The 24,326-nt window shown below is 38.5% G+C and carries 22 protein-coding genes and 6 tRNA genes; all 28 read left to right on the forward strand.

The features are described from left to right. Nucleotides 1-3 precede the first annotated feature (3 nt). The 28 genes from BLR83_RS09425 to BLR83_RS09560 all read left to right on the forward strand — a co-directional run bounded on the left by BLR83_RS09425 (nt 4) and on the right by BLR83_RS09560 (nt 24,270). A tRNA-Ser gene (locus tag BLR83_RS09425) sits at nt 4-93 on the forward strand. A gap of 13 nt (nt 94-106) precedes the next feature. Beyond that, nucleotides 107-180 (forward strand) — tRNA-Met (locus tag BLR83_RS09430). A gap of 6 nt (nt 181-186) precedes the next feature. Then, a tRNA-Phe gene (locus BLR83_RS09435) sits at nt 187-259 on the forward strand. 16 nt (nt 260-275) lie between these two features. Then, nucleotides 276-346 (forward strand) — tRNA-Gly (locus BLR83_RS09440). A 38-nt stretch (nt 347-384) separates the two neighbouring features. Next, nucleotides 385-458 (forward strand) — tRNA-Ile (locus BLR83_RS09445). 10 nt (nt 459-468) lie between these two features. Further along, nucleotides 469-556, forward strand: a tRNA-Ser gene (locus BLR83_RS09450). A 74-nt stretch (nt 557-630) separates the two neighbouring features. Next, entirely contained in the window at nt 631-1,458 is an 828-nt protein-coding gene (gene mreC, locus BLR83_RS09455) for a rod shape-determining protein MreC (RefSeq protein ID WP_074561385.1), read from the forward strand. Continuing rightward, on the forward strand, nt 1,451-1,966 hold the full coding sequence (mreD, locus tag BLR83_RS09460) for a rod shape-determining protein MreD (RefSeq protein WP_180366651.1): 516 nt from the start codon (nt 1,451-1,453) through the stop codon (nt 1,964-1,966). Before mreC ends, mreD begins: the two co-directional genes overlap by 8 nt. 101 nt (nt 1,967-2,067) lie before the next feature. Further along, on the forward strand, nt 2,068-3,405 hold the full coding sequence (locus BLR83_RS09465) for a CHAP domain-containing protein (protein ID WP_074561387.1): 1,338 nt from the start codon (nt 2,068-2,070) through the stop codon (nt 3,403-3,405). A gap of 142 nt (nt 3,406-3,547) precedes the next feature. Continuing rightward, the gene (locus BLR83_RS09470) at nt 3,548-4,519 is read left to right on the forward strand and encodes a ribose-phosphate diphosphokinase (RefSeq protein ID WP_006531291.1); all 972 of its coding nucleotides are present in this window, start codon (nt 3,548-3,550) and stop codon (nt 4,517-4,519) included. 185 nt (nt 4,520-4,704) lie between these two features. Next, nucleotides 4,705-5,880 carry a pyridoxal phosphate-dependent aminotransferase gene (locus BLR83_RS09475; protein WP_039696065.1) on the forward strand — a complete coding sequence of 392 codons (1,176 nt, stop codon included), beginning with the start codon at nt 4,705-4,707 and terminating at the stop codon, nt 5,878-5,880. Further along, the gene (gene recO, locus BLR83_RS09480; RefSeq protein ID WP_074561388.1) at nt 5,870-6,625 is read left to right on the forward strand and encodes a DNA repair protein RecO; all 756 of its coding nucleotides are present in this window, start codon (nt 5,870-5,872) and stop codon (nt 6,623-6,625) included. The genes BLR83_RS09475 and recO overlap by 11 nt, the downstream gene beginning before the upstream one ends. A 136-nt stretch (nt 6,626-6,761) precedes the next feature. Beyond that, nucleotides 6,762-7,757 carry a phosphate acyltransferase PlsX gene (plsX, locus tag BLR83_RS09485; RefSeq protein ID WP_327084554.1) on the forward strand — a complete coding sequence of 332 codons (996 nt, stop codon included), beginning with the start codon at nt 6,762-6,764 and terminating at the stop codon, nt 7,755-7,757. Between the two features lie 17 nt (nt 7,758-7,774). Next, the gene (locus tag BLR83_RS09490) at nt 7,775-8,017 is read left to right on the forward strand and encodes an acyl carrier protein (protein ID WP_039696062.1); all 243 of its coding nucleotides are present in this window, start codon (nt 7,775-7,777) and stop codon (nt 8,015-8,017) included. A gap of 124 nt (nt 8,018-8,141) precedes the next feature. Further along, nucleotides 8,142-8,852, forward strand: a complete 711-nt coding sequence (gene purC, locus BLR83_RS09495; protein WP_074561390.1) for a phosphoribosylaminoimidazolesuccinocarboxamide synthase — start codon at nt 8,142-8,144, stop codon at nt 8,850-8,852. A 51-nt stretch (nt 8,853-8,903) separates the two neighbouring features. Further along, on the forward strand, nt 8,904-12,629 hold the full coding sequence (locus tag BLR83_RS09500) for a phosphoribosylformylglycinamidine synthase (protein ID WP_074561391.1): 3,726 nt from the start codon (nt 8,904-8,906) through the stop codon (nt 12,627-12,629). 108 nt (nt 12,630-12,737) lie between these two features. Beyond that, nucleotides 12,738-14,201, forward strand: a complete 1,464-nt coding sequence (gene purF, locus BLR83_RS09505) for an amidophosphoribosyltransferase (RefSeq protein WP_039696059.1) — start codon at nt 12,738-12,740, stop codon at nt 14,199-14,201. Nucleotides 14,202-14,249: 48 nt separating this feature from the next. Continuing rightward, nucleotides 14,250-14,660, forward strand: coding sequence for a hypothetical protein (locus BLR83_RS09510; RefSeq protein ID WP_081341017.1), 411 nt, complete (start codon nt 14,250-14,252; stop codon nt 14,658-14,660). 91 nt (nt 14,661-14,751) lie between these two features. Beyond that, nucleotides 14,752-15,771, forward strand: a complete 1,020-nt coding sequence (gene purM / locus BLR83_RS09515; protein ID WP_074561393.1) for a phosphoribosylformylglycinamidine cyclo-ligase — start codon at nt 14,752-14,754, stop codon at nt 15,769-15,771. Then, complete coding sequence (gene purN, locus BLR83_RS09520) at nt 15,771-16,322, forward strand: phosphoribosylglycinamide formyltransferase (protein ID WP_074561394.1); 552 nt, start codon at nt 15,771-15,773, stop codon at nt 16,320-16,322. The genes purM and purN overlap by 1 nt, the downstream gene beginning before the upstream one ends. Nucleotides 16,323-16,393: 71 nt before the next feature. Then, entirely contained in the window at nt 16,394-17,941 is a 1,548-nt protein-coding gene (gene purH, locus BLR83_RS09525; RefSeq protein ID WP_074561395.1) for a bifunctional phosphoribosylaminoimidazolecarboxamide formyltransferase/IMP cyclohydrolase, read from the forward strand. Nucleotides 17,942-18,303: 362 nt separating this feature from the next. Further along, entirely contained in the window at nt 18,304-19,566 is a 1,263-nt protein-coding gene (gene purD / locus BLR83_RS09530) for a phosphoribosylamine--glycine ligase (RefSeq protein WP_074561396.1), read from the forward strand. Further along, nucleotides 19,556-20,005, forward strand: a complete 450-nt coding sequence (locus BLR83_RS09535; RefSeq protein WP_074561397.1) for a 2-thiouracil desulfurase family protein — start codon at nt 19,556-19,558, stop codon at nt 20,003-20,005. Before purD ends, BLR83_RS09535 begins: the two co-directional genes overlap by 11 nt. Then, nucleotides 20,005-20,493 carry a 5-(carboxyamino)imidazole ribonucleotide mutase gene (gene purE / locus BLR83_RS09540; RefSeq protein WP_074481028.1) on the forward strand — a complete coding sequence of 163 codons (489 nt, stop codon included), beginning with the start codon at nt 20,005-20,007 and terminating at the stop codon, nt 20,491-20,493. The genes BLR83_RS09535 and purE overlap by 1 nt, the downstream gene beginning before the upstream one ends. Then, nucleotides 20,480-21,571: a 5-(carboxyamino)imidazole ribonucleotide synthase gene (gene purK / locus BLR83_RS09545; protein WP_074481026.1), complete on the forward strand. Its 1,092-nt coding sequence runs from the start codon at nt 20,480-20,482 to the stop codon at nt 21,569-21,571. The genes purE and purK overlap by 14 nt, the downstream gene beginning before the upstream one ends. Before the next feature lie 21 nt (nt 21,572-21,592). Then, a complete protein-coding gene (locus BLR83_RS09550) occupies nt 21,593-21,817 on the forward strand; it encodes a phosphoribosylaminoimidazole carboxylase (protein WP_074481024.1) in 225 nt (74 codons plus the stop codon). 89 nt (nt 21,818-21,906) lie between these two features. Then, nucleotides 21,907-23,205 (forward strand): adenylosuccinate lyase, encoded by a 1,299-nt coding sequence (gene purB, locus BLR83_RS09555; RefSeq protein WP_074561398.1) that lies wholly within the window; start codon nt 21,907-21,909, stop codon nt 23,203-23,205. A gap of 156 nt (nt 23,206-23,361) precedes the next feature. Next, nucleotides 23,362-24,270, forward strand: a complete 909-nt coding sequence (locus BLR83_RS09560) for a helix-turn-helix domain-containing protein (protein WP_074561399.1) — start codon at nt 23,362-23,364, stop codon at nt 24,268-24,270. Nucleotides 24,271-24,326: the final 56 nt, after the last annotated feature.

The following is a 24,326-nucleotide window of genomic DNA, read 5'->3' on the forward strand; positions in this document are numbered from 1 at the left end:
TATGGAGGATTACCCAAGTCCGGCTGAAGGGAACGGTCTTGAAAACCGTCAGGCGTGTAAAAGCGTGCGTGGGTTCGAATCCCACATCCTCCTTTAATATTGTTAGCGCGGGATGGAGCAGCTCGGTAGCTCGTCGGGCTCATAACCCGAAGGTCGTAGGTTCAAATCCTGCTCCCGCAATAGTTTGGCTCGGTAGCTCAGTTGGTAGAGCAATGGATTGAAGCTCCATGTGTCGGCGGTTCGATTCCGTCTCGCGCCATTAAATTTTAATAAATGCGGGTGTAGTTTAGTGGTAAAACTACAGCCTTCCAAGCTGTTGTCGCGAGTTCGATTCTCGTCACCCGCTTTTTATTTTTTATTTATATTGGTTATTCCAAGTTTCATGGGCGCATAGCTCAGCTGGTTAGAGCGCACGCCTGATAAGCGTGAGGTCGGTGGTTCGAGTCCACTTGTGCCCATACATGGAATGGAGAATTACTCAAGAGGCTGAAGAGGACGGTTTGCTAAATCGTTAGGTCGGGTAACTGGCGCAAGGGTTCGAATCCCTTATTCTCCGTGCTATTTTTCAAGCGAGATTATCTTTTGATATCTCGTTTTATTTTTATATTCTAAGTTAGTTGGTGCACGATCTTGAAAAAATTAAGAATCTCTCGTCTCGTTTTCTTCGCTGTGTTGATTTTATTAGTTCTCTGTCTTTCTTTGGCATTTCTATTTAAGAATGAGGGAATTGTTTCTGGTGTAACTTCTCCAGTTCGGAGTGTTGTTGCAAGAGTGGATTCTATTGTTTCCGCTCCCTTTAGATCTTTAGATTCTCTTAATGAGGATATTCACGATCTTTTTGATACTTATTCTGAGAACAAAAAGTTAAAGAAAAAGGTTGCAGAGCTTGAAAATCAGAGTGAAGTGATTGATTCTTTAAAATCTGAAAATAATCAATTAAATAGTGCTATTAATGCATCATCATCTATTACTACTCAGTTTTCTGCTACAGGAAAAGTTATTGTTAGAAGCCCAGTTTCTTGGTATGATTCTTTGACTGTTAAGTTAGGAAAAAATAATAATGTTGCTAAAAAGATGCTTGCTTTGTCAAATGGGGGACTTATTGGTGTAGTCACTGACGTTTCTTCAACTACTTCAAGTATTGCACTTTTAGCAAATGGTTCTGATTTTAGTATTCCTGTTAAAATTTCAACTGCTTCAGGTGATGTTTTTGGAATTTTAGAATCTTATGATTCAGATAAGAAATGTTTTGTTGTTTCGAATCTAAATTCTTCTACTGATATTAATGAAAATGATAGTGTTGTGACAAGTGGACTTGATGGTGATACTGTTGCAAATATTGCTGTTGGCTCAGTTTCAAGTGTGAAGAACAGTTCAGAGAATTTAGAACGTGTTGTTTATGTAACACCTGCGGCAGATTTTTCTGATATCTCATATGTAACAATAGTTGGTGATTAAAGTGGCTTTTTTTAAGAATAAATACTTTTTGCTTTTTTTACTTTTTCTCTTGATGTTGATTGATGGTCAGCTTTCTTACTTGATGAGTTCTATTTTCTCATATCATGTGACCATTAGTAGTCATCTTCTTTTATTGGCAATTATTGATTTTTATCATGATAGGAATAAACATTTTGTCTTATTCAGTGCCTTGGTCTTAGGTGCTTTATATGATATCTATTACTTGAATCGAATTGGTTTAGTTGTTTTCCTATTACCAGTTTTAGTAATCTTTACTAATAAGATTACTAAGAGTATTTTTGCTAGTAATTTTCAAACATTAACCTTCTATATTATTGTTTTGTTTTTGTTTGAAATTGTTGGAGAATCAGCTGCTGTTTTATTGGGGATGACAACGTTATCAATGGCTAATTTTATAGCCTATAGTTTTGCGCCAACCCTTATTTTTAACGTTTTGTTGTATTTGATATTCCAGAAATTGTTTAAAAAAGTATATTTTAACGCTTAGATTACCATAACAAAACATAAATGTAACAATCACGTAATATTAATTGCGTGATTTTTTGGTAAAATAATAATGTCTTATCAAAAAGGAGTAGTTTAATTAATATGAAAAAAAGAATTTTATCAGCTGTTCTTGTCAGTGGTGTGACACTGGGAACAGCGGCCGTAACTGTAAATGCGGACGATTATGATACACAAATTGCTGCACAGGATGCTGTAATCAGCAACCTAACTTCAGAACAAGCTGCAGCTCAAAGTAAAGTTGATGCTATTCAAAGTCAAGTGTCTTCTCTTCAATCACAACAAGCTGATTTGGAAGCACAAAATGCTCAACTTGAAGCTGAATCTCAAAAATTAAGTGAAGAAATTCAAGCTCTTTCAAGCAAAATTGTTGCTCGTAACGAAACTTTGAAAAACCAAGCTCGTAACGCGCAAAAAAATGCTTCAGCTACAAGCTACATCAACACAATCTTGAACTCTAAATCAGTTTCTGATGCTATCAACCGTGTTCAAGCAATTCGTGAAGTAGTTGCTGCAAACAAAAAAATGCTTGATGAACAAGAAGCTGATAAAGCTGCAATTGAACAAAAACAAGCTGAAAACCAAGAAGCTATCAATACAGTAGCTGCTAACAAAGCAACTATCGAACAAAACCAAGCTGCTTTGGCAACACAACAAGCTGAATTGCAAGCTGCTCAATTGGATCTTTCTGCTCAATTGGCAACTGCTGAAGATGAACGTGCTAACCTTGTAGCTCAAAAAGCAGCTGCTGAACAAGCCGCTGCTGAAGCTGCTGCAGCACAAGCTGCTGCCGAAGCACAAGCACAAGCTGAAGCACAAGCACAAGCTGAATCTGTAGCACAAGCACAAGCTGCTGTTCAAAACGGTACAGCTACAACTGATACAACTACAGATACTTCAGCTCAAGATTCGTCAGCTGCAGCACCAGCACAACAAGCTTCAACTCCAGCTCAAGCAGCACCAGCACAACAAGCTGCAACACCAGCTCAAAGTGCTCCAGCACAAACTGCTGCTAAACCAGCTGCTTCAACTTCATCATCAGCTGCTAAACCATCTTCAGTAACACCAACTACTAACACAGCAGGTAACACTTACCCAGTAGGTCAATGTACTTGGGGTGTTAAATCACTTGCTTCATGGGTTGGTAACTACTGGGGTAATGCTAACCAATGGATTGCTAGCGCACAAGCTGCTGGTCACTCTGTAGGTACTACACCACAAGCTGGTGCAGTAGCTGTATGGCCATACGATGGTGGTGGTTATGGACACGTTGCATACGTAACAGCTGTTCAAAGCTCAACTAACATCCAAGTTATGGAAGCTAACTACGCTGGTAACTCATCAATCGGTAACTACCGTGGATGGTTCAACCCAACTTCATCAACTTGGGGTGGCGGAACTGTCTACTACATCTACCAATAATAAAACTGTGAGAAGGATTATGTCCTTCTCTTTTTTTGTGTCCCTCTATTTTGCCTGTATTTAGCGGATTTAACGCATTTGTCATTGAAAAAATGCTAAAAAAACGTTAAAATGGTAAAGGATAAAAACTTTGGAGGAAATCATGTCTTATTCTGATTTAAAATTGTTTGCCTTATCGTCAAACAAAGAATTAGCAGAAAAAGTAGCTTCGGCTATGGGAATTCAACTCGGAAAATCAACTGTTCGTCAATTTTCTGATGGTGAAATCCAAGTCAACATTGAAGAATCAATTCGCGGCGACCATGTCTTTATTTTACAGTCAACTAGCTCACCAGTTAACGATAACTTGATGGAAATCTTGATTATGGTTGATGCTCTTAAACGCGCTAGTGCTGAAAAAATTAGTGTGGTTATTCCTTACTACGGTTATGCACGTCAAGACCGTAAAGCTCGTTCACGTGAACCGATTACTTCTAAATTAGTCGCAAATATGCTTGAAGTAGCTGGAGTTGATCGTCTTTTGACTGTTGACTTGCACGCTGCACAAATTCAAGGCTTCTTTGATATTCCAGTTGATCATTTGATGGGTGCACCATTGATCGCTGATTACTTTGACCGTCACGGATTGGTTGGAGACGATGTTGTTGTCGTTAGTCCTGACCACGGTGGTGTGACTCGTGCACGTAAATTGGCACAATTCCTCCAAACACCGATTGCTATCATTGATAAACGTCGTAGTGTTACAAAAATGAATACCAGTGAAGTTATGAACATCATTGGTAACGTTAAAGGTAAAAAATGTATCTTGATTGATGATATGATCGATACAGCAGGTACTATTTGTCACGCAGCAGATGCTCTTGCAGAAGCTGGTGCAACTGCGGTTTATGCATCATGTACTCACCCAGTTCTTTCTGGACCTGCTCTTGAAAACATCGAAAAATCAGCAATCGAAAAATTGGTTGTTTTGGATACTATCTATCTTCCAGAAGAACGTTTGATTGACAAGATTGAACAAATTTCAATCGCTGAATTAATTGCTGAAGCAATTACTCGTATTCACGAAAAACGTCCTTTGTCACCATTGTTTGAAATGGGAACAGCTAATAAATAAGATTTGGCTTTAAGTCAGAAGAAATCGTTGGTGTTATTCCAGCGATTTTTTTAGTTTTAGATATTAACATGTGGATAAGTCGTTTTTAGACATCGTACGGTTATTGCTGTGGATAACTTGAAAAAGGGTGTATAATTATCAAATTTTATGTATAATAGATGTAATTAGATTTTTGAGGTGATGCTATGAGTTTAACTGATCGTTTTAATAAAAATTTAAATAAGATTGAAGTGTCGTTGATTCGTCAATTTGACCAATCTATTTCTGACGTGCCAGGCATTATGAAATTGACTCTTGGAGAGCCTGATTTTACAACACCTGATCATGTTAAAGAGGCAGCAAAAGCTGCGATTGATGCCAATCAGTCTCACTATACTGGGATGGCAGGTTTACCTGCTCTTCGTCAAGCAGCTGCAGATTTTTTGAAATCTAAATATCATTTGTCTTATAATCCTGACAATGAAATTTTGGTTACAATTGGAGCAACGGAAGCTTTGTCAGCAACTTTAACGGCTATTTTGGAACCTGGTGATACAGTTCTTTTGCCTGCGCCAGCTTATCCTGGTTATGAACCTATTGTTAATCTTGTAGGAGCTGAAATTGTTGAAATTGATACAACAGCTAATGATTTTGTTTTAACACCAGAAATGCTTGAAAAAGCTATTTTGGAACAAGGCGATAAGCTAAAAGCTGTTTTGCTTAATTACCCAACTAACCCAACTGGTGTGACTTATTCACGTGAACAAATTAAAGCTTTGGCGGATGTGCTTAAGAAATATGATGTTTTTGTGGTTTCAGATGAAGTTTATTCTGAATTAACTTATAGTGATGAACCTCATGTATCAATTGCAGAATATCTTCCAGAACAAACCATTTTAATTAATGGTCTTTCTAAATCTCATGCTATGACAGGTTGGCGAATTGGTATGATTTTTGCGCCAGCTAATTTTACAGCGCAGTTGATTAAGAGTCACCAATACTTGGTTACAGCTGCTGCAACAATGGCGCAGTTTGCTGCGATTGAAGCTCTTTCAGCTGGTAAGGATGATGCTCTTCCTATGAAGGCAGAGTATATGAAACGTCGTGATTACATCATTGATAAAATGTCTGCGCTTGGCTTTAAGATTATCAAACCAGATGGTGCCTTTTACATTTTTGCTAAGATTCCAGCTGGCTATGAACAAGATTCATTTAAATTCTGTCAAGATTTTGCGCGTGAAAAAGCTGTTGCTTTCATTCCTGGTGTAGCTTTTGGTAAATATGGTGAAGGCTATCTTCGTTTGTCATATGCGGCAAGTATGGAAACAATAACAACAGCCATGGATCGTTTGAAAGAATTTATGGAAGAGCATGCAAAATAAGGAAACTTACGGTCTTGTCCTTTATAATCGTAATTATCGTGAGGATGATAAGTTAGTTAAGATTTTTACTGAAACCAATGGGAAACACATGTTTTTTGTGAAACATGCTAGTAAATCTCGCTTTAATTCGGCGATTCAACCGTTAACGGTAGCTAAATTTATTTTAAAAATCAATGAGACTGGTTTATCTTTTATTGAAGATTATAAGGAAGTTGATTCTTTCAAGGAGATTAATGCGGATTTATTTAAGCTATCTTATGCGTCTTATGTGACGGCTTTAGCAGATGCTGCTGTGCCAGATGGTGTGGCAGATCCGCAGTTATTTGCCTTTTTAAAGAAGACTCTTTTGTTGATGGAAGAGGGGCTTGATTATGAAATTTTGACTAATATTTTTGAGATTCAGATTTTAGAACGTTTTGGTGTTAGTCTTAATTTTCATGAGTGTGCTTTTTGTCATCGTGTAGGGCTTCCTTTTGATTTTTCACATAAGTATTCTGGTTTGCTTTGTCCTGAACATTATGTGAAAGATGATCATCGCAGTCATTTGGATCCGAATGTTCTTTATTTGGTGGATCGTTTTCAAGCAATTCAATTTGATGATTTGAAGACAATTTCTGTTAAGCCAGAGATGAAGCGAAAATTACGTTTGTTCATTGATGATGTTTATGATAATTATGTTGGTCTTCGTTTGAAGAGTAAGAAATTCATCGATGATTTAGGAACTTGGGGAAATATTATGAAATAAAGTCACTTGATAGGTAGAATTTTCATCCTGCTTATCAGGTGGCTTTTTTTCTGAAAGCATGCGAGGATTTTCAAAAAATGAAAAAAATCGCGAATCATGCTATAATAAGGCGATAATGTTTTGTGAGGAAATTCATATGAAGAAAATTGCTATTGATGCTATGGGCGGAGATAATGCTCCTAAGGCTATTGTTGAAGGAGTTAATCGTGCCTTGGCTGAATTCTCAGATATTGAGATTCAACTTTATGGAGATGAAGCAAAAATTAAGGAATATTTGGCAGCAACAGAGCGTGTGTCAATTATTCATACAGATGAAAAAATCAATTCGGACGATGAACCAGCAAAAGCGATTCGTCGTAAAAAGAAAGCTAGTATGGTACTTGGTGCTCAAGCGGTTAAGGAAGGAACAGCAGATGCTGTGATTTCTGCAGGTAATACAGGTGCTCTTTTGGCAGCAGGACTTTTTGTTGTCGGACGTATTAAAGGAATTGATCGTCCAGGTTTGATGTCTACTTTACCAACTCTTGATGGTAAAGGTTATGATATGTTGGACCTTGGTGCAAATGCTGAAAATACCCCTAAACACTTGCACCAATATGCTATTTTAGGGTCATTTTATGCTAAAAATGTTCGTGGTATTGATAAACCACGTGTGGGTCTGCTAAATAACGGAACAGAATCTACTAAAGGTGATCCACTTCATAAAGAAACTTACGCTCTTTTGGCAGAAGACACTAGTCTAAACTTTGTTGGAAATGTCGAAGCGCGTGATTTGATGAATGGTGTTGCTGATGTTGTGGTATCAGATGGTTTCACAGGAAATGCTGTTCTTAAAACGATGGAAGGAACTGCTCTTAACATTATGGAAAGCTTGAAATCTTCTATTAAATCCGGTGGATGGAAAGCTAAATTAGGAGCCCTTCTATTGAAAGATAGCTTGTATAGTCTAAAAGATACCATGGATTACTCAAGTGCAGGTGGTGCGGTTCTTTTTGGGCTTAAAGCACCTGTTGTCAAATGTCATGGGTCAAGTGATGCGCAAGCTGTTTACTATACTATTAGACAAGCTCGTAAGATGCTAGATACAAATGTTGTTGGTCAATTGGTTGAAGCATTCACGCCAAAAGACTAATGAAAAGGGAGGATGAAATGACAAAAGAGGCTATTTTTGAAAGGATTAGTTTCATCATTAAGGAGCAAATGAATAAACCGGATATGGAGATTACGCAAACAACGAGTCTTCATGATGATTTGGGAGTTGATTCAATTGCCTTGATGGAATTTATCATCAACTTGGAAGATGAGTTTCATTTGGAAATCCCTGACGAAGATGTTGAAGACATGAAATGTATGGGAGAAATGATGGAATATCTCTATAATAGAGTAAATTAAGCAAAAACGTTCGCTAAAAGCGGACGTTTTTATTTTTATTTTATTAAAAAGTCTGTTAAATATTGAAATTGGTTAGAGCATGTGTTAAAATTTAGTAGAATAAAAGCGAAAGGCGAACAAAAACATGTCACGACAACTAATTTATACGGGAAAAGCTAAAGATATCTACACAACATCAGAAGATGAGAACTTGATTATTTCAGTCTACAAAGACCAAGCAACAATGCTTAATGGTGCTCGTAAAGAGACTATTAAAGGTAAAGGCGTTCTTAATAATCAAATCTCATCTTTAATTTTTACTAAATTGAATGAAGCAGGTGTGGCAACTCACTTTGTTAAACAATTGTCAGAAACCGAACAATTGAACAAAAAAGTTGATATTGTTCCTCTTGAAGTTGTTTTGCGTAATGTTACAGCAGGTTCATTCTCAAAACGCTTTGGTGTTGAAGAAGGTATCAAATTGGACACACCAATTGTTGAGTTTTATTACAAAAATGATGAATTGGATGACCCATTCATTAATGATGAACACGTGAAATTCCTTGGTATTGCAAGCGATGAAGATATTGCTTACATCAAAGCTGAAACACGTCGTATTAATGAACTTTTGAAAGATTGGTTCAAACAAATCGGACTTACTTTGATTGATTTCAAATTGGAATTTGGTAAAGATAAAGACGGTGAAATCATTCTTGCTGATGAATTTTCACCTGATAACTGCCGTCTTTGGGATGCTGAAGGTCACCACATGGACAAAGATGTCTTCCGTCGTGATCTTGGTAGCTTAACAGATGTTTATGAAGTTGTTCTTGAAAAACTAAAAGGACTTAAATAATCCGCAACACTTGCTAAGTAGGTAAAAGAAGAATTCTAAAAAGGGTAAAAAATGGATAAACGAATTTTCGTTGAGAAAAAATCAAATTTCAATATTAAAGCTCAAGCGCTTGTCAAAGAGCTTAAACATAATCTTCAATTAACAAGTTTGACTGATCTTCGTATCATTCAAGTTTATGATGTTTTTGGGCTAGACAAAGCACTTTTTGAACGTGCGGAAAAACATATTTTTTCTGAACAAGTAACAGATAATATTTTGGCTGAAAGTGAATTGGTTGCTGAACTTGCTAATTATGCTTTCTTTGCGATTGAGTCGCTTCCTGGTCAATTTGACCAACGCGCAGCCTCATCACAAGAAGCTTTGCTTTTGCTTGGTAGCGATAGTAACGTGACTGTTAATACTGCTCAACTTTATCTCGTTAATAAAGATATCGCAGCAGCTGAACTTGATGCGGTTAAGAATTATTTGCTTAATCCTGTCGATTCTCGTTTTAAAGATATTACAACAGGAATTGCCCCACAGGCATTTTCAGAATCTGACAAAACAATTCCAAATCTTGATTTCTTTAAAACTTATACTGCAGCAGAATTTGCTGACTACAAAGCTGAACAAGGTTTGGCGATGGAAGTTGATGACCTTGTTTTCATTCAAGATTATTTCAAATCAATCGGACGTGTGCCAACTGAAACTGAATTGAAAGTTTTAGACACTTATTGGTCAGACCACTGCCGTCACACAACCTTTGAAACTGAGCTTAAACATATTGATTTCTCAGCGTCTAAATTCCAAAAACAATTGCAAGCAACTTATGATAAATACATTGCTATGCGTGATGAATTAGGTCGCTCTGAAAAACCACAAACATTGATGGATATGGCAACTATCTTTGGTCGTTACGAACGTGCTAATGGACGCTTGGATGACATGGAAGTGTCAGATGAAATCAACGCATGTTCTGTTGAAATCGAAGTAGATGTGAATGGTGTTAAAGAACCTTGGCTTCTTATGTTCAAGAATGAAACACATAATCACCCAACAGAAATTGAACCATTTGGTGGTGCTGCAACATGTATTGGTGGTGCTATTCGCGACCCATTGTCAGGACGTTCTTATGTTTACCAAGCTATGCGTATCTCAGGTGCTGGTGATATCACAACACCAATTGCAGAAACTCGTCTTGGTAAATTGCCACAACAAGTGATTTCTAAAACAGCAGCTCATGGTTATTCTTCATATGGTAACCAAATCGGTCTTGCAACAACTTACGTTAAAGAATACTTCCACCCAGGATTTGTCGCTAAACGTATGGAGCTTGGAGCTGTTGTCGGTGCAGCTCCTAAAGGTAATGTTGTTCGTGAAAAACCAGAAGCTGGTGATGTGGTTATCCTTCTTGGTGGTAAAACTGGTCGTGACGGTGTCGGTGGTGCAACTGGTTCTTCTAAAGTTCAAACGGTTGAATCTGTTGAAACAGCTGGTGCAGAAGTACAAAAAGGTAATGCCATCGAAGAACGTAAAATTCAACGTCTTTTCCGTAATGGCAATGTGACTCGCCTCATCAAAAAATCAAATGACTTTGGTGCTGGTGGTGTCTGTGTTGCGATTGGTGAATTGGCTGATGGTCTTGAAATTGACCTTAATAAAGTGCCACTTAAATACCAAGGGCTTAACGGAACTGAAATTGCTATTTCAGAATCACAAGAACGTATGGCTGTTGTGGTTCGTCCAAAAGATGTTGATGCTTTCGTAGCTGAATGTCATAAAGAAAATATCGATGCTGTTGTTGTTGCGACAGTTACAGAAAAACCAAACCTTGTCATGACTTGGAATGGTCAAACCATTGTCGATATTGAACGTCGTTTCCTTGATACTAACGGTGTGCGCGTGGTCGTTGATGCTGATATTGTTGACAGTCAAGTTGACATGCCAGAACAACGTACAACTTCAGCAGCAACACTCGTAGCTGATACAACTAAGGTTCTTTCAGACCTTAACCATGCTAGTCAAAAAGGTTTACAAACGATTTTTGATAGCTCTGTTGGTCGTTCAACAGTTAACCATCCAATTGGTGGTCGTTACCAAATCACACCAACAGAAAGTTCTGTTCAAAAACTTCCTGTTCAAAATGGTGTAACAACAACAGCTTCAGTCATGGCTCAAGGATTCAATCCTTACATTGCTGAATGGTCACCATATCACGGTGCTGCTTATGCTGTGATTGAAGCGACAGCACGTTTGGTGGCAACTGGAGCTAACTGGTCTAAAGCACGTTTCTCTTATCAAGAATACTTCCAACGTATGGATAAAAAAGCTGAACGCTTTGGTCAACCTGTCTCAGCTCTTCTTGGTTCAATCGAAGCTCAAATTCAACTTGGTTTGCCATCAATTGGTGGTAAAGATTCAATGTCTGGTACTTTTGAAGAATTGACAGTACCACCAACATTGGTTGCTTTTGGTGTAACAACAGCTGATAGCCGTAAAGTTCTTTCACCTGAATTTAAAGCAACTGGCGAAAATGTTTACTATATTCCAGGTCAAGCTATTTCACAAGATATTGATTTTGACCTTATTAAAGCTAACTTCGCTAAATTTGAAGCCATTCAAAAAGCACATCACATTACAGCAGCGTCAGCTGTTAAATACGGTGGTGTGATGGAAAGCTTGGAACTTGCTAGCTTTGGTAACCATATCGGTGCTAAGGTTGAATTGGCCGAGCTTGCAACTAGCTTGACAGCACAACTCGGTGGCTTTATCTTTACCTCAGCTGAAGAAATTGCTGACGCCGTTAAAATTGGTAAAACAACTGAAGACTTTACACTTACTGTCAACGGTGTCAACCTTGCTGGTGACAAACTTCTTTCAGCCTTTGAAGGAACACTTGAAGAAGTTTACCCAACTGAATTTGAACAAAGTACTAAGCTTGAAGATGTTCCAGCTGTCACTTCAGACGCTGTCATTAAAGCAAGTGAAAAAGTTGCTGAGCCACTTGTTTACATCCCAGTTTTCCCTGGTACAAACTCAGAATACGATTCAGCTAAAGCCTTTGAACAAGCTGGTGCAAAAGTTAATTTGGTACCATTTGTGACACTTAACGAAGCAGCAATTGAAGCTTCAGTTGATACAATGGTTGACAACATCAGTAAAGCTAACATTATCTTCTTTGCTGGAGGATTCTCAGCCGCTGATGAACCAGATGGTTCTGCTAAATTCATCGTGAACATCTTACTTAACCAAAAAGTTCGCGCAGCTATTGATAGCTTCATCGAAAAAGGTGGTCTTATCATTGGTATCTGTAATGGATTCCAAGCCCTTGTTAAATCAGGTCTTCTTCCATACGGTAACTTTGAAGATGCTACTGAAACAAGTCCAACTCTTTTCTACAACGATGCTAACCAACACGTGGCGAAAATGGTTGAAACACGTATCGCAAATACAAACTCACCTTGGCTTGCTGGTGTTGAAGTTGGTGATGTTTACGCAATTCCAGTTTCACATGGTGAAGGTAAATTTGTTGTGACTGATGAAGAATTCGCTGAACTTCGTGACAACGGACAAATCTTTAGTCAATACGTTGACTTTGATGGCAAACCAAGCATGGATTCTAAATACAATCCAAATGGCTCTGTGAATGCTATTGAAGGTATCACAAGCAAGAACGGACAAATCATCGGTAAGATGGGACACTCAGAACGTTACGAAGATGGTCTTTTCCAAAATATTCCAGGAAATAAAGACCAACACTTGTTCCGTAGCGCAGTTGAGTATTTCACTAAAGCTTAATATCCACAAAATATATTTTATAGAATTGATAGTGACAGGGTACGTGAGTACCTTTTGTCAACTTATCAGAGAAAAATTCTGACGAGTAAATTTAGGTAATAAAAAAGAATGACATACGAAGTTAAATCTCTTAATGAAGAGTGTGGTGTGTTTGGGATTTGGGGACATCCTCAAGCTGCTCACGTCACTTATTTTGGGCTCCACAGTCTTCAACACCGCGGTCAAGAAGGTGCTGGTATTGTAACTAACGATAACGGTAAACTGCTTCAACATCGCAATACAGGTCTCCTTTCAGATGTGTTTAAAAATCCTGCTGATTTGGAAAAATTGACAGGGACTGCAGCTATCGGTCACGTTCGTTACGCGACTGCTGGCTCAGCATCTATTAATAACATCCAACCTTTCCTTTACAACTTCACAGACGAACAGTTTGGTCTTTGCCACAATGGTAATTTGACAAATGCCGTATCTTTGAAAAAAGAACTTGAAGATGAAGGTGCTATTTTCAACGCATCATCAGATACTGAAATTTTGATGCATTTGATTCGTCGTAGCCACAATCCAGAGTTCCTTGGGAAAGTTAAAGAAGCTCTTAACACTGTCAAAGGTGGCTTTGCTTATCTGTTGATGACAAAAGATAAGTTAATTGCTGCGCTTGATCCAAATGGTTTCCGTCCATTGTCAATTGGTCAAATGGAAAATGGTGCTTGGGTGGTTTCAAGTGAAACATGTGCTTTTGAAGTAATTGGTGCTAAGTGGGTTCGTGATGTAAAACCTGGTGAAATGGTGATTATCGATGACAGTGGTATTCGCTATGACTCTTACACAAATGACACTCAACTTGCCATTTGTTCAATGGAATACATTTACTTTGCCCGCCCTGATAGCGACATTTACGGTGTCAATGTTCACACAGCTCGTAAAAATATGGGGAAACGTTTGGCACAAGAGTTTCATCATGAAGCTGATATCGTTGTAGGGGTGCCAAATTCATCACTTTCAGCAGCCATGGGATTTGCTGAAGAATCAGGTCTTCCTAATGAAATGGGCTTGGTGAAAAACCAATACACACAACGTACCTTCATTCAACCGACACAAGAATTGCGTGAGCAAGGTGTTCGTATGAAACTTTCAGCTGTTTCAGGTGTTGTTAAAGGTAAGCGCGTGGTCATGGTAGATGATTCTATCGTACGTGGAACAACTTCACGTCGTATCGTTCGTCTTCTTCGTGAAGCTGGTGCAACAGAAGTTCATGTGGCAATCGGTAGTCCAGAGTTGAAATACCCATGTTTCTACGGTATCGACATTCAAAATCGTCGTGAATTGATTTCGGCTAATCATACCAAAGATGAAGTTTGTGAAATTATCGGTGCAGATAGTCTAACTTACTTGTCAATTGATGGTTTGATTGAATCAATCGGTCTTGATACAGATGCTCCAAATGGTGGTCTTTGTGTGGCATACTTTGACGGTAAGTACCCAACACCACTCTATGATTATGAAGAAGCATACCTCAAGAGCTTGGAAGAAAAAACAAGTTTCTATATTCACGAAGTTAATGAGAATAAATAGCTTTTGGTTAGAGGAAGGAACAATGTAATGCAAGAATTTGGTTTGTCCATGCTATGGTATTGGTTGGCTTATATTGTAGTGACTTTTATCTTTGGTGTAGGACATACGGTCTTTAATATTGTTGTTCTTAAAATGTCATCGATGGCTGATGGTCCAGGTATGGGAGAAGGTTACGAAGCAACTAAGCCTTGGCACCCACTATATAATATTTTAATTTTCCCTATTGCTGCTTATATGTATTTATTTACTTTACCAGTAGTTACGCTGTATGAAGTGGTTCTAACATCACTACTCTGGGGAACATTAACTATAATTGTCGATGTTGTTGGGTGGGTAATTATTAAACACCCATGGTCGTTGACTTTTAAGGAGTTTTATATTGATTATCAGCCATGGATTACATTGATTTATCTAGCCATCTATATTAGTCCATTTTTGGCATATTTAGCTATGATGTAGAAATGGTCAACGATACTTTGGAAAATTCAAATAAACTTATCTGGAAAAATGTTTAAATAGCTCTGCTATTTCCCAAAAAGGAGAAAATATTATGTCAAAAAATGCTTACGCTCAGTCTGGTGTTGATGTTGAAGCGGGTTATGAAGTTGTTGCACGTATCAAAAAACACGTGGCACGTACTGAACGTGCTGGTGTTATGGGCGCTCTTGGTGGTTTTGGTGGTATGTTTGATCTTACTAAAACTGGCGTTAAAGAACCTGTTTTGATTTCAGGAACTGATGGTGTGGGAACAAAACTCATGCTTGCCATTAAATACGACAAACACGATACCATTGGTCAAGACTGTGTGGCGATGTGTGTCAATGATATCATTGCTGCTGGTGCAGAACCACTTTACTTCCTAGATTACATCGCAACTGGTAAAAATGAACCTGCAAAACTTGAACAAGTCGTTGCAGGTGTTGCTGAAGGTTGTGTGCAATCTGGTGCAGCTCTTATCGGTGGTGAAACTGCTGAAATGCCTGGTATGTACGGCGAAGATGATTATGATTTGGCTGGTTTTGCAGTAGGTGTTGCTGAAAAATCACAAATCATTGATGGTTCAAAAGTTTCTGATGGCGACGTTCTTCTTGGACTTGCTTCAAGCGGTATTCACTCAAATGGTTACTCACTTGTTCGTCGAGTTTTTGCTGATTATTCAGGTGAAGAAGTTCTTCCAGAACTTGAAGGTAAAAAATTGAAAGAAGTTCTTCTTGAACCAACTCGTATCTACGTTAAAGCGGTGCTTCCACTTATCAAAGAAGAATTGGTCAATGGTATTGCCCACATCACTGGTGGTGGTTTCATTGAAAATGTTCCACGTATGTTCGCTGATGACTTGGCTGCTGAAATTGAAGAAGACAAAATTCCAGTTCTTCCAATTTTCAAAGCTCTTGAAAAATATGGCAACATCAAACACGAAGAAATGTTTGAAATCTTCAACATGGGTATTGGTTTGATGATGGCAGTTAGCCCTGACAAAGTTGAACGCGTGAAAGAATTGCTTGACGAACCAGTTTACGAACTTGGTCGCATCGTTAAAAAAGCAGATGCAAGTGTGGTGATTAAATAATGAAAAAAATCGCAGTATTTGCGAGTGGTAACGGGTCAAATTTTCAAGTTATTGCTGAGCAGTTTCCGGTTGAGTTTGTCTTTTCAGACCATCGAGATGCTTATGTCTTAGAACGTGCTGAAAAACTGGGTGTAACAGCTCATACTTTTGAACTGAAAGAGTTTGACAGTAAAGCAGCTTACGAAGAAGCGATTGTGGCTTTACTTGAAAAATATGACATTGATTTGGTTTGCTTGGCTGGCTATATGAAAATTGTTGGACCGACTTTGTTAAAAGCTTACGAAGGTCGTATTATCAATATTCATCCAGCTTACTTGCCTGAATTTCCAGGTGCTCATGGTATTGATGATGCTTGGGAAGCAGGAGTTGACCAATCTGGCGTTACCATTCATTGGGTTGACAGTGGTGTCGATACAGGGACAGTGATTAAACAAGTTCGTGTGCCTCGTCTAGCAGGTGATACCATTGAAAGCTTTGAAGCTCGCATTCATGAAAATGAGTATAAGCTTTATCCTGAGGTTTTAGAGAGCTTGGGAGTTGAGAAAAAGTAATCTCAAAAGTTAGATTTTGTGATAACTTTGAAGGCTAAACATAACAGTAACATCTTTTTAAAGGAGAAAAAATGACAAAACGTGCACTAATTAGTGTTTCTGACAAAGCGGGCATTGTTGAATTTGCTCAAGAATTGAAAAAACTTGGTTGGGATATCATCTCAACTGGTGGAACAAAAGTTGCTCTTGATAAAGCAGGTGTTGACACTATTGCGATTGATGATGTAACTGGTTTTCCAGAAATGATGGATGGACGTGTGAAGACACTTCACCCAAATATCCACGGTGGTCTTTTGGCTCGTCGTGACCTTGATAGCCACCTTCAAGCAGCAAAAGATAATCACATTGAATTGATTGACCTTGTTGTGGTTAACCTTTACCCATTCAAAGAAACAATCTTGAAACCAGATGTGACTTACGCTGATGCGGTTGAAAACATTGATATCGGTGGTCCTTCAATGCTTCGCTCTGCAGCTAAAAACCACGCTAGTGTTACAGTTGTTGTTGACCCAGCTGATTACGCTGTTGTTTTGGATGAATTGTCAGCTAATGGTGAAACAACATTTGAAACGCGTCAACGTTTGGCAGCGAAAGTCTTCCGTCACACAGCTGCATACGATGCTTTGATTGCGGAATACTTTACAAAACAAGTTGGTGAAACAAAACCTGAAAAACTTACCATCACTTACGATCTTAAACAACCAATGCGTTATGGTGAAAACCCACAACAAGATGCGGATTTCTACCAAAAAGCATTGCCAACAGATTACTCAATTGCTTCTGCTAAACAATTGAACGGTAAAGAATTGTCATTTAATAACATCCGTGATGCTGATGCAGCTATTCGTATCATCCGTGATTTCAAGGACCGTCCAACTGTTGTTGCTCTTAAACACATGAACCCATGTGGTATTGGACAAGCTGATGACATTGAAACTGCTTGGGATTACGCTTATGAATCAGACCCAGTATCAATCTTTGGTGGTATTGTTGTGCTTAACCGTGAAGTTGACGCTGCAACAGCTAAGAAAATGCACGCTATCTTCCTTGAAATCATCATTGCTCCAAGTTATTCTGATGAAGCTCTTGAAATCTTGACAACTAAGAAGAAAAACATGCGAATTCTTCAATTGCCATTTGACGCTCAAGAAGCTAGCCAAGTTGAAAAAGAATACACTGGCGTTGTTGGTGGACTTTTGGTTCAAAACCAAGATGTTATCGAAGAAAATCCAGCAGATTGGAAAGTTGTCACAAAACGTCAACCAACTGAACAAGAAAAAGCTGCGCTTGAATTTGCTTGGAAATCAATCAAATACGTTAAATCTAACGGTATCATCGTAACAAATGACCACATGACACTTGGTGTTGGTCCTGGTCAAACAAACCGTGTGGCTTCAGTACGTATTGCCCTTGATCAAGCCAAAGACCGTCTTGATGGTGCTGTCCTTGCTAGTGATGCTTTCTTCCCATTTGCGGACAACGTTGAAGAAATTGCTGCCGCAGGTGTGAAAGCTATCATCCAACCTGGTGGTTCAGTTCGTGACCAAGAATCTATCGACATGGCTGATAAATATGGCATTGCCATGGTATTTACAGGTGTTCGTCACTTCCGCCACTAAGATAAATAGGCAAACTTCCCTTAATAAATATTTCATGAAGCATCTTGGCTAAGGCTAGGATGCTTTTACTTTAAGCTTTTTGAAAGTTATGCTTAAGTCTCACTTAAGTAAGGCTTTCTATACTAACAATAACTCCTAAATAAACTTTTTTTCATAATCCAACCAAGTCCCAGTCTATCTAGATTGGGATTTTTTTATTTTTATGGTATTTTTTCTAAACTTATCACAGGATTTTCATCTATTTCCGAACAAATATGTTATAATATATCTAGATAATTCGTGAAAATATTTTGTTTTTACGTGCTTTGTTGATTTTGGAGCTTGGGCTCCTGTGATTGTTTTCTATTGAGGTATTTTTACTTATGAAACTTTTAGTTGTTGGCTCTGGCGGGCGTGAGCACGCTATTGCTAAGAAGTTGTTGGAATCTCCTCAAGTGAGCCAGGTTTTCGTAGCACCTGGAAATGATGGGATGACACTTGATGGACTTGATTTGGTAAATATCGGAATTTCCGAACATTCTAAGCTTATTGACTTTGCAAAAGCAAATGATATCGCTTGGGCATTTATCGGACCTGATGATGCTCTGGCTGCAGGAATCGTTGATGATTTTAATGCTGCAGGCTTGAAAGCCTTCGGTCCAAGTAAAGCAGCTGCGGAGCTTGAATGGTCTAAAGACTTTGCTAAATCAATCATGGCTAAATACCATGTTCCAACAGCGGCTTACAGCACTTTCTCAGATTTTGAGCAAGCAAAGAGCTATATCGAAGAACATGGTGCACCGATTGTTGTCAAAGCTGATGGTTTGGCTTTGGGTAAAGGTGTGGTAGTTGCTGAAACAGTTGAGCAAGCTGTGGAAGCTGCACATGAAATGTTGCTTGATAATAAATTTGGTGATTCTGGTGGGCGTGTGGTTATTGAAGAATTCCTTGATGGCGAAGAATTCTCATTGTTTGCTTTTGTCAATGGCGATAACTTCTATATCATGCCAACTGCGCAAGACCACAAACGTGCTTTTGATGGTGATAAAGGTCCTAATACTGGTGGTATGGGAGCTTACGCACCGGTACCACATTTGCCACAAAGTGTTGTTGATACAGCCGTTGAAACAATCGTTAAGCCTGTTCTTAATGGCATGATTGCTGAAGGACGTCCATACCTTGGTGTTCTTTATGCAGGACTTATTTTAACGGCTGATGGTCCTAAAGTTATTGAATTTAATTCACGCTTTGGTGACCCTGAAACTCAAGTTATCTTGCCACGTTTGACATCTGATTTCGCTCAAAACATTACTGATATTCTAGATGGTAAAGAGCCAGAAATCACTTGGACTGACAAGGGTGTGACTTTGGGTGTGGTAGTTGCCTCAGAAGGTTACCCAGTTGCCTATGAAAAAGGTGTTCGTCTTCCAGAAAAAACATCAGGTGATGTGATTACTTATTACGCAGGAGCTAAGTTCGCTGATGATAAAGCTTTGCTTTCAAACGGCGGACGTGTATACATGTTAGTTACAACAGAAGCTGACGTAAAATCTGCTCAAGATGTTATTTATGCAGAGCTTGCTAAGCAAGATACAACAGGTCTTTTCTATCGCAACGATATCGGAAGTAAAGCTCTTGGACGTTAAACCTAAATGCGTTTTAGTCAGCGCTTGTCTCTTGGGTGAGAAGTGTAAGTATAACGGAGGTCATAATTACAATCAAGCTCTGGTTGATTATGTTGCTGGCAAAGAAGTGGTAGCTATTTGTCCAGAAGTTTTAGCTGGTCTGCCTACACCACGAGAACCTGTTGAATTAGTTGATGGACATGTTCTTGATAAGAGAGGAAATTGTTACGATGACCTGTTTGAAAAAGGCATTGAGCGTTGTGTCCATGAGCTTGCTAAAAAGTCTATTGATTTAGCTGTTTTACAATCACGCAGCCCGTCATGTGGTGTTAATCAGATTTACGATGGAAACTTTTCTGGCAAGAAAGTGGCAGGTAGCGGTCTTTTTGCCCAAAAGTTAAAAGCACTTGGCTATCCTGTTCTTGATGTTGAAGATATAAAACAATTGGAAGGAAAATAATGAAACCATTAATTTCAGTTATCATGGGAAGCAAATCAGATTGGGCTACCATGAAAAAAACAGCAGAAGTACTTGATGAATTTGGTGTGGCTTATGAAAAGAAAGTTGTTTCAGCTCACCGTACACCAGATTTGATGTTTAAACATGCCGAAGAAGCAAGAGGTCGCGGCATCAAGGTGATTATTGCTGGAGCTGGTGGTGCTGCACACTTACCTGGTATGGTTGCAGCAAAAACAACACTTCCAGTTATTGGTGTTCCTGTGAAATCACGTGCCCTTAGCGGACTTGATTCTCTTTATTCAATCGTTCAAATGCCTGGTGGTGTCCCTGTGGCAACAATGGCGATTGGTGAATCAGGAGCTAAAAATGCTGCTCTAACAGCCCTTCGTATTTTAGCAATTGAAGATGCTGTTTTGGCAGAAAAACTAGAAAACTTTGCCATCGAACAAGGCAAAGCTGCGGAGGCATCAACTGATGAACTCGACTAAAACAATTGGTATTATCGGTGGTGGCCAACTAGGTCAAATGATGGCTATTTCAGCTATCTATATGGGACACAAGGTGGTTACACTTGATCCAACGAAAGATTGTCCTGCATCTCGTGTTAGTGATATGATTGTGGCACCTTACGATGACGTAGACGCGATGCGTGAATTGGCAGAGCGCTGTGATGTGCTTACTTATGAGTTTGAAAATGTCGATGCCGATGCTTTAGATGCAGTGGTAAAAGCAAATCAATTACCCCAAGGAACTGATCTGCTTAGAATTTCACAAAATCGTATTTTTGAGAAAAACTTTTTATCTCAAAAAGCTGGTGTTACAGTGGCGCCTTATAAAGTTGTGACATCAAGTCTTGACCTTGAAGATATTGATTTATCTAAGAATTATGTCTTGAAAACAGCAACTGGCGGTTACGACGGTCATGGTCAAATCGTCATTAAATCAGCCGATGATTTGGAAGCTGCAAATAAATTAGCCAACTCTTGTGAATGTGTGTTAGAAGAATTTGTGAATTTTGATCTTGAAATTTCAGTGATTGTGTCTGGTAATGGCAAGGAGATGACTGTTTTCCCAGTTCAAGAAAATATTCATCGCAACAACATCTTGTCAAAAACCATCGTACCTGCTCGCATTTCTGATGAACTTGCCCAAAAAGCACAAGCTATGGCAATACAAATTGCTGAAAAATTGGAATTGTCTGGGACACTTTGTGTTGAGATGTTTGCAACATCAGATGACATTATTGTTAACGAAATTGCCCCACGTCCACACAACTCTGGACACTATTCAATTGAAGCTTGTGATTTTTCACAATTTGATACACATATCTTAGGAATTCTTGGCTTGCCACTTCCTAAGATTCACTTGCATCAACCAGCTGTTATGCTTAATGTTCTTGGACAACATATGGACAAAGCACGAGCTTATGTTAAGGAAAATCCTAGCGCTCACCTCCACCTTTATGGTAAACTAGAGGCGAAACATAACCGCAAGATGGGACACATTACCTTGTTCAGTAATGAACCAGATACCATCGCGGAAATGGGTGAAGGAATGGATTTTTAAGGGATTAATTTGGAGGTACTTATGATAAAAATTATTCTTCATGCCTATGTTAATTGCGAAAATAAGGCTATTGTTGAAGTGGTTTTTGCTTCTTCTGATGAGTCTAGAATTTCTGCAAAAATGACAGAGCTGGAAAGTAAGTACCCTAATGATTACCTTGCTACTTATGATTTACCACTTGATTCAGATTTGACAAGCTTACCTCACTATCCATCTGTTGAAATTGGTAAAGAAGATTTTAATTAATTGTGTTAGTTATTATTTGATATATAACTTAAAAAAGGAAAGGAGATAGGGTATTAATCAATTTACTTAATGCCCTTAACATCATAAACATGATCGATCGTTATTCACGCCCTGAGATGGCGGCAATTTGGAGTGAAGAAAACAAATACAAAGCTTGGCTTGAAGTTGAAGTTTTGGCTGACGAAGCATGGGCTGAACTAGGCGAAATTCCTAAAGAAGATGTCGCTAAAATCCGTGCCAATGCAAGCTTTGACGTTGACCGTATCTTAGAAATCGAACAACAAACACGTCACGACGTTGTTGCCTTCACACGTGCCGTTTCTGAAAGTCTTGGCCAAGAACGTAAATGGGTTCACTATGGTTTGACATCAACTGACGTTGTTGATACAGCTTACGGTTACCTTTACAAACAAGCTAACGAAATCATCCGCAAAGATTTGCACAATTTCCTTGAAATCATTGCTAACAAAGCTAAAGAACATAAATTCACTATCATGATGGGACGTACTCACGGTGTCCACGCAGAACCAACTACATTTGGTTTGAAATTGGCAACATGGTACAGCGAAATGAAACGTAACATCGAACGTTTCGAACATGCAGCTGCTGGTGTTGAAGCTGGTAAAATTTCAGGTGCTGTTGGTAACTTCGCTAACATCCCACCATTTGTTGAAGCATACGTATGTGAAAAACTTGGTATCCGTGCTCAAGAAATTTCAACGCAAGTACTTCCACGTGACCTTCACGCAGAATACTTCGCTGTTCTTGCTAGCATCGCAACATCAATCGAACGTATGGCAACTGAAATCCGTGGTCTTCAAAAATCTGAACAACGTGAAGTTGAAGAATACTTCGCTAAAGGTCAAAAAGGTAGCTCAGCTATGCCTCACAAACGTAACCCAATCGGTTCAGAAAATATGACAGGTCTTGCGCGTGTTATCCGTGGTCACATGGTAACAGCTTACGAAAACGTGTCACTTTGGCATGAACGTGACATCTCACACTCATCTGCTGAACGTATCATTTCACCTGATACAACAATCCTTATTGACTACATGCTTAACCGCTTCGGAAACATCGTTAAAAACCTGACTGTTTTCCCAGAAAACATGATTCGCAACATGGGGTCTACTTTTGGACTTATCTTCAGCCAACGTGTTATGCTTAAATTGATTGAAAAAGGAATGACACGTGAACAAGCTTACGACCTTGTCCAACCTAAAACAGCTTATTCTTGGGATAACCAAGTTGACTTCAAACCACTTCTTGAAGCTGACGAAGAAGTTACTTCACGTTTGACTCAAGACGAAATCGATGAATTGTTTAACCCATCTTACTACACTAAACGTGTTGATGAAATCTTTAACCGCATCGGTTTAGGTGACTAATTTAATGAAAAGAATGCCTGAGACGAAAGTCTTGGGTATTTTTATTAAATGTTTTATTAGAAAAATTGTTATTTTTAATGAAAATAGTTTGTCAAATGAAAGCGGTATGTTAAAATATGAAATAAGCAGATTTTTTTAATAAAACAGGAGATTAAAGTGGAAAAATTTGGGGAGAAGATCCGCTTGATGCGGGAGGAGAAGGGAATCTCACGCGAAGAATTCTGTGGGGATGAGACAGAATTATCGGTAAGACAATTAGCCAGAATCGAGTTGAATCAATCAATACCCAATCTCAGTAAAGCAAGCTTCATTGCCAATCGTCTGGGAGTAAAATTAGGTACCCTAACTGATGGTGACAGTTTAGAACTACCTAAGCGGTATAAAGAGTTGAAGTATTTATTGCTTCGAACGCCTACATATGGGGACCAGGTACGGCTTGATCGAAAGAATGACTATTTTGATGAGATTGCTGAATCATTTTATGATGTTATTCCAGAAGAAGAACGGTTAATCATTGATTGTTTACAGTCAAAATTCGATGTTCATTTTAGTGAAGATGTCAATTTTGGAGAAGGTATTTTAAATGATTATTTTGGTCAAGTTAATCGAAAGAAAGTTTTTACCATTAATGATTTAATTTTGATTGATCTTTACTTTGCTTGTCTTTCATCTGCTAAGAAGTTTGAGGGAATTTATGGTTTAGATTTTTACGATGATCTGATGAAAAGGTTGGTGAATCAAAAGCATATTTCACCTGAGACCGATTTAATTTTAAATAATGTATTGTTAAATAATATCGACTTAGCGTTCCAATTTAAACGAGAATATTATATTGAGCGTGTTATTGCAATCAGCGAAAAAATTATGACAGAGATTCATGATTTTCAACGCCGTCCGATTTTAAGTTTGGTGGAGTGGAAATATTATTTGAAATTTAAACATGATTTTGCTTTGGCAGAACAATCATTTACGAATGCAACATTATTTGCACGATTGGTTGGTGATACTTATTTAGAAAATAAACTTAAAGAAGAATGGCAACTTGATATCGATGCTGTAGAGTAGTTTATGTAGATAATAAAAACAACATGACATTTTTGTCATGTTGTTTTTTCTTCGAA

The sequence above is a fragment of the Streptococcus equinus genome (assembly GCF_900101445.1).
GTDB lineage: Bacteria > Bacillota > Bacilli > Lactobacillales > Streptococcaceae > Streptococcus > Streptococcus equinus_B.

Bases quoted from the DNA above. Each gene is read 5' to 3' on its own strand.
- BLR83_RS09465 (WP_074561387.1), top strand. From the start codon at position 2,068: ATGAAAAAAAGAATTTTATCAGCTGTTCTTGTCAGTGGTGTGACACTG.
- BLR83_RS09470 (WP_006531291.1), top strand. From the start codon at position 3,548: ATGTCTTATTCTGATTTAAAATTGTTTGCCTTATCGTCAAACAAAGAA.
- BLR83_RS09475 (WP_039696065.1), top strand. From the start codon at position 4,705: ATGAGTTTAACTGATCGTTTTAATAAAAATTTAAATAAGATTGAAGTG.
- recO (WP_074561388.1), top strand. From the start codon at position 5,870: ATGCAAAATAAGGAAACTTACGGTCTTGTCCTTTATAATCGTAATTAT.
- plsX (WP_327084554.1), top strand. From the start codon at position 6,762: ATGAAGAAAATTGCTATTGATGCTATGGGCGGAGATAATGCTCCTAAG.
- BLR83_RS09490 (WP_039696062.1), top strand. From the start codon at position 7,775: ATGACAAAAGAGGCTATTTTTGAAAGGATTAGTTTCATCATTAAGGAG.
- purC (WP_074561390.1), top strand. From the start codon at position 8,142: ATGTCACGACAACTAATTTATACGGGAAAAGCTAAAGATATCTACACA.
- BLR83_RS09500 (WP_074561391.1), top strand. From the start codon at position 8,904: ATGGATAAACGAATTTTCGTTGAGAAAAAATCAAATTTCAATATTAAA.
- purF (WP_039696059.1), top strand. From the start codon at position 12,738: ATGACATACGAAGTTAAATCTCTTAATGAAGAGTGTGGTGTGTTTGGG.
- BLR83_RS09510 (WP_081341017.1), top strand. From the start codon at position 14,250: ATGCTATGGTATTGGTTGGCTTATATTGTAGTGACTTTTATCTTTGGT.
- purM (WP_074561393.1), top strand. From the start codon at position 14,752: ATGTCAAAAAATGCTTACGCTCAGTCTGGTGTTGATGTTGAAGCGGGT.
- purN (WP_074561394.1), top strand. From the start codon at position 15,771: ATGAAAAAAATCGCAGTATTTGCGAGTGGTAACGGGTCAAATTTTCAA.
- purH (WP_074561395.1), top strand. From the start codon at position 16,394: ATGACAAAACGTGCACTAATTAGTGTTTCTGACAAAGCGGGCATTGTT.
- purD (WP_074561396.1), top strand. From the start codon at position 18,304: ATGAAACTTTTAGTTGTTGGCTCTGGCGGGCGTGAGCACGCTATTGCT.
- purE (WP_074481028.1), top strand. From the start codon at position 20,005: ATGAAACCATTAATTTCAGTTATCATGGGAAGCAAATCAGATTGGGCT.
- purK (WP_074481026.1), top strand. From the start codon at position 20,480: ATGAACTCGACTAAAACAATTGGTATTATCGGTGGTGGCCAACTAGGT.
- BLR83_RS09550 (WP_074481024.1), top strand. From the start codon at position 21,593: ATGATAAAAATTATTCTTCATGCCTATGTTAATTGCGAAAATAAGGCT.
- purB (WP_074561398.1), top strand. From the start codon at position 21,907: ATGATCGATCGTTATTCACGCCCTGAGATGGCGGCAATTTGGAGTGAA.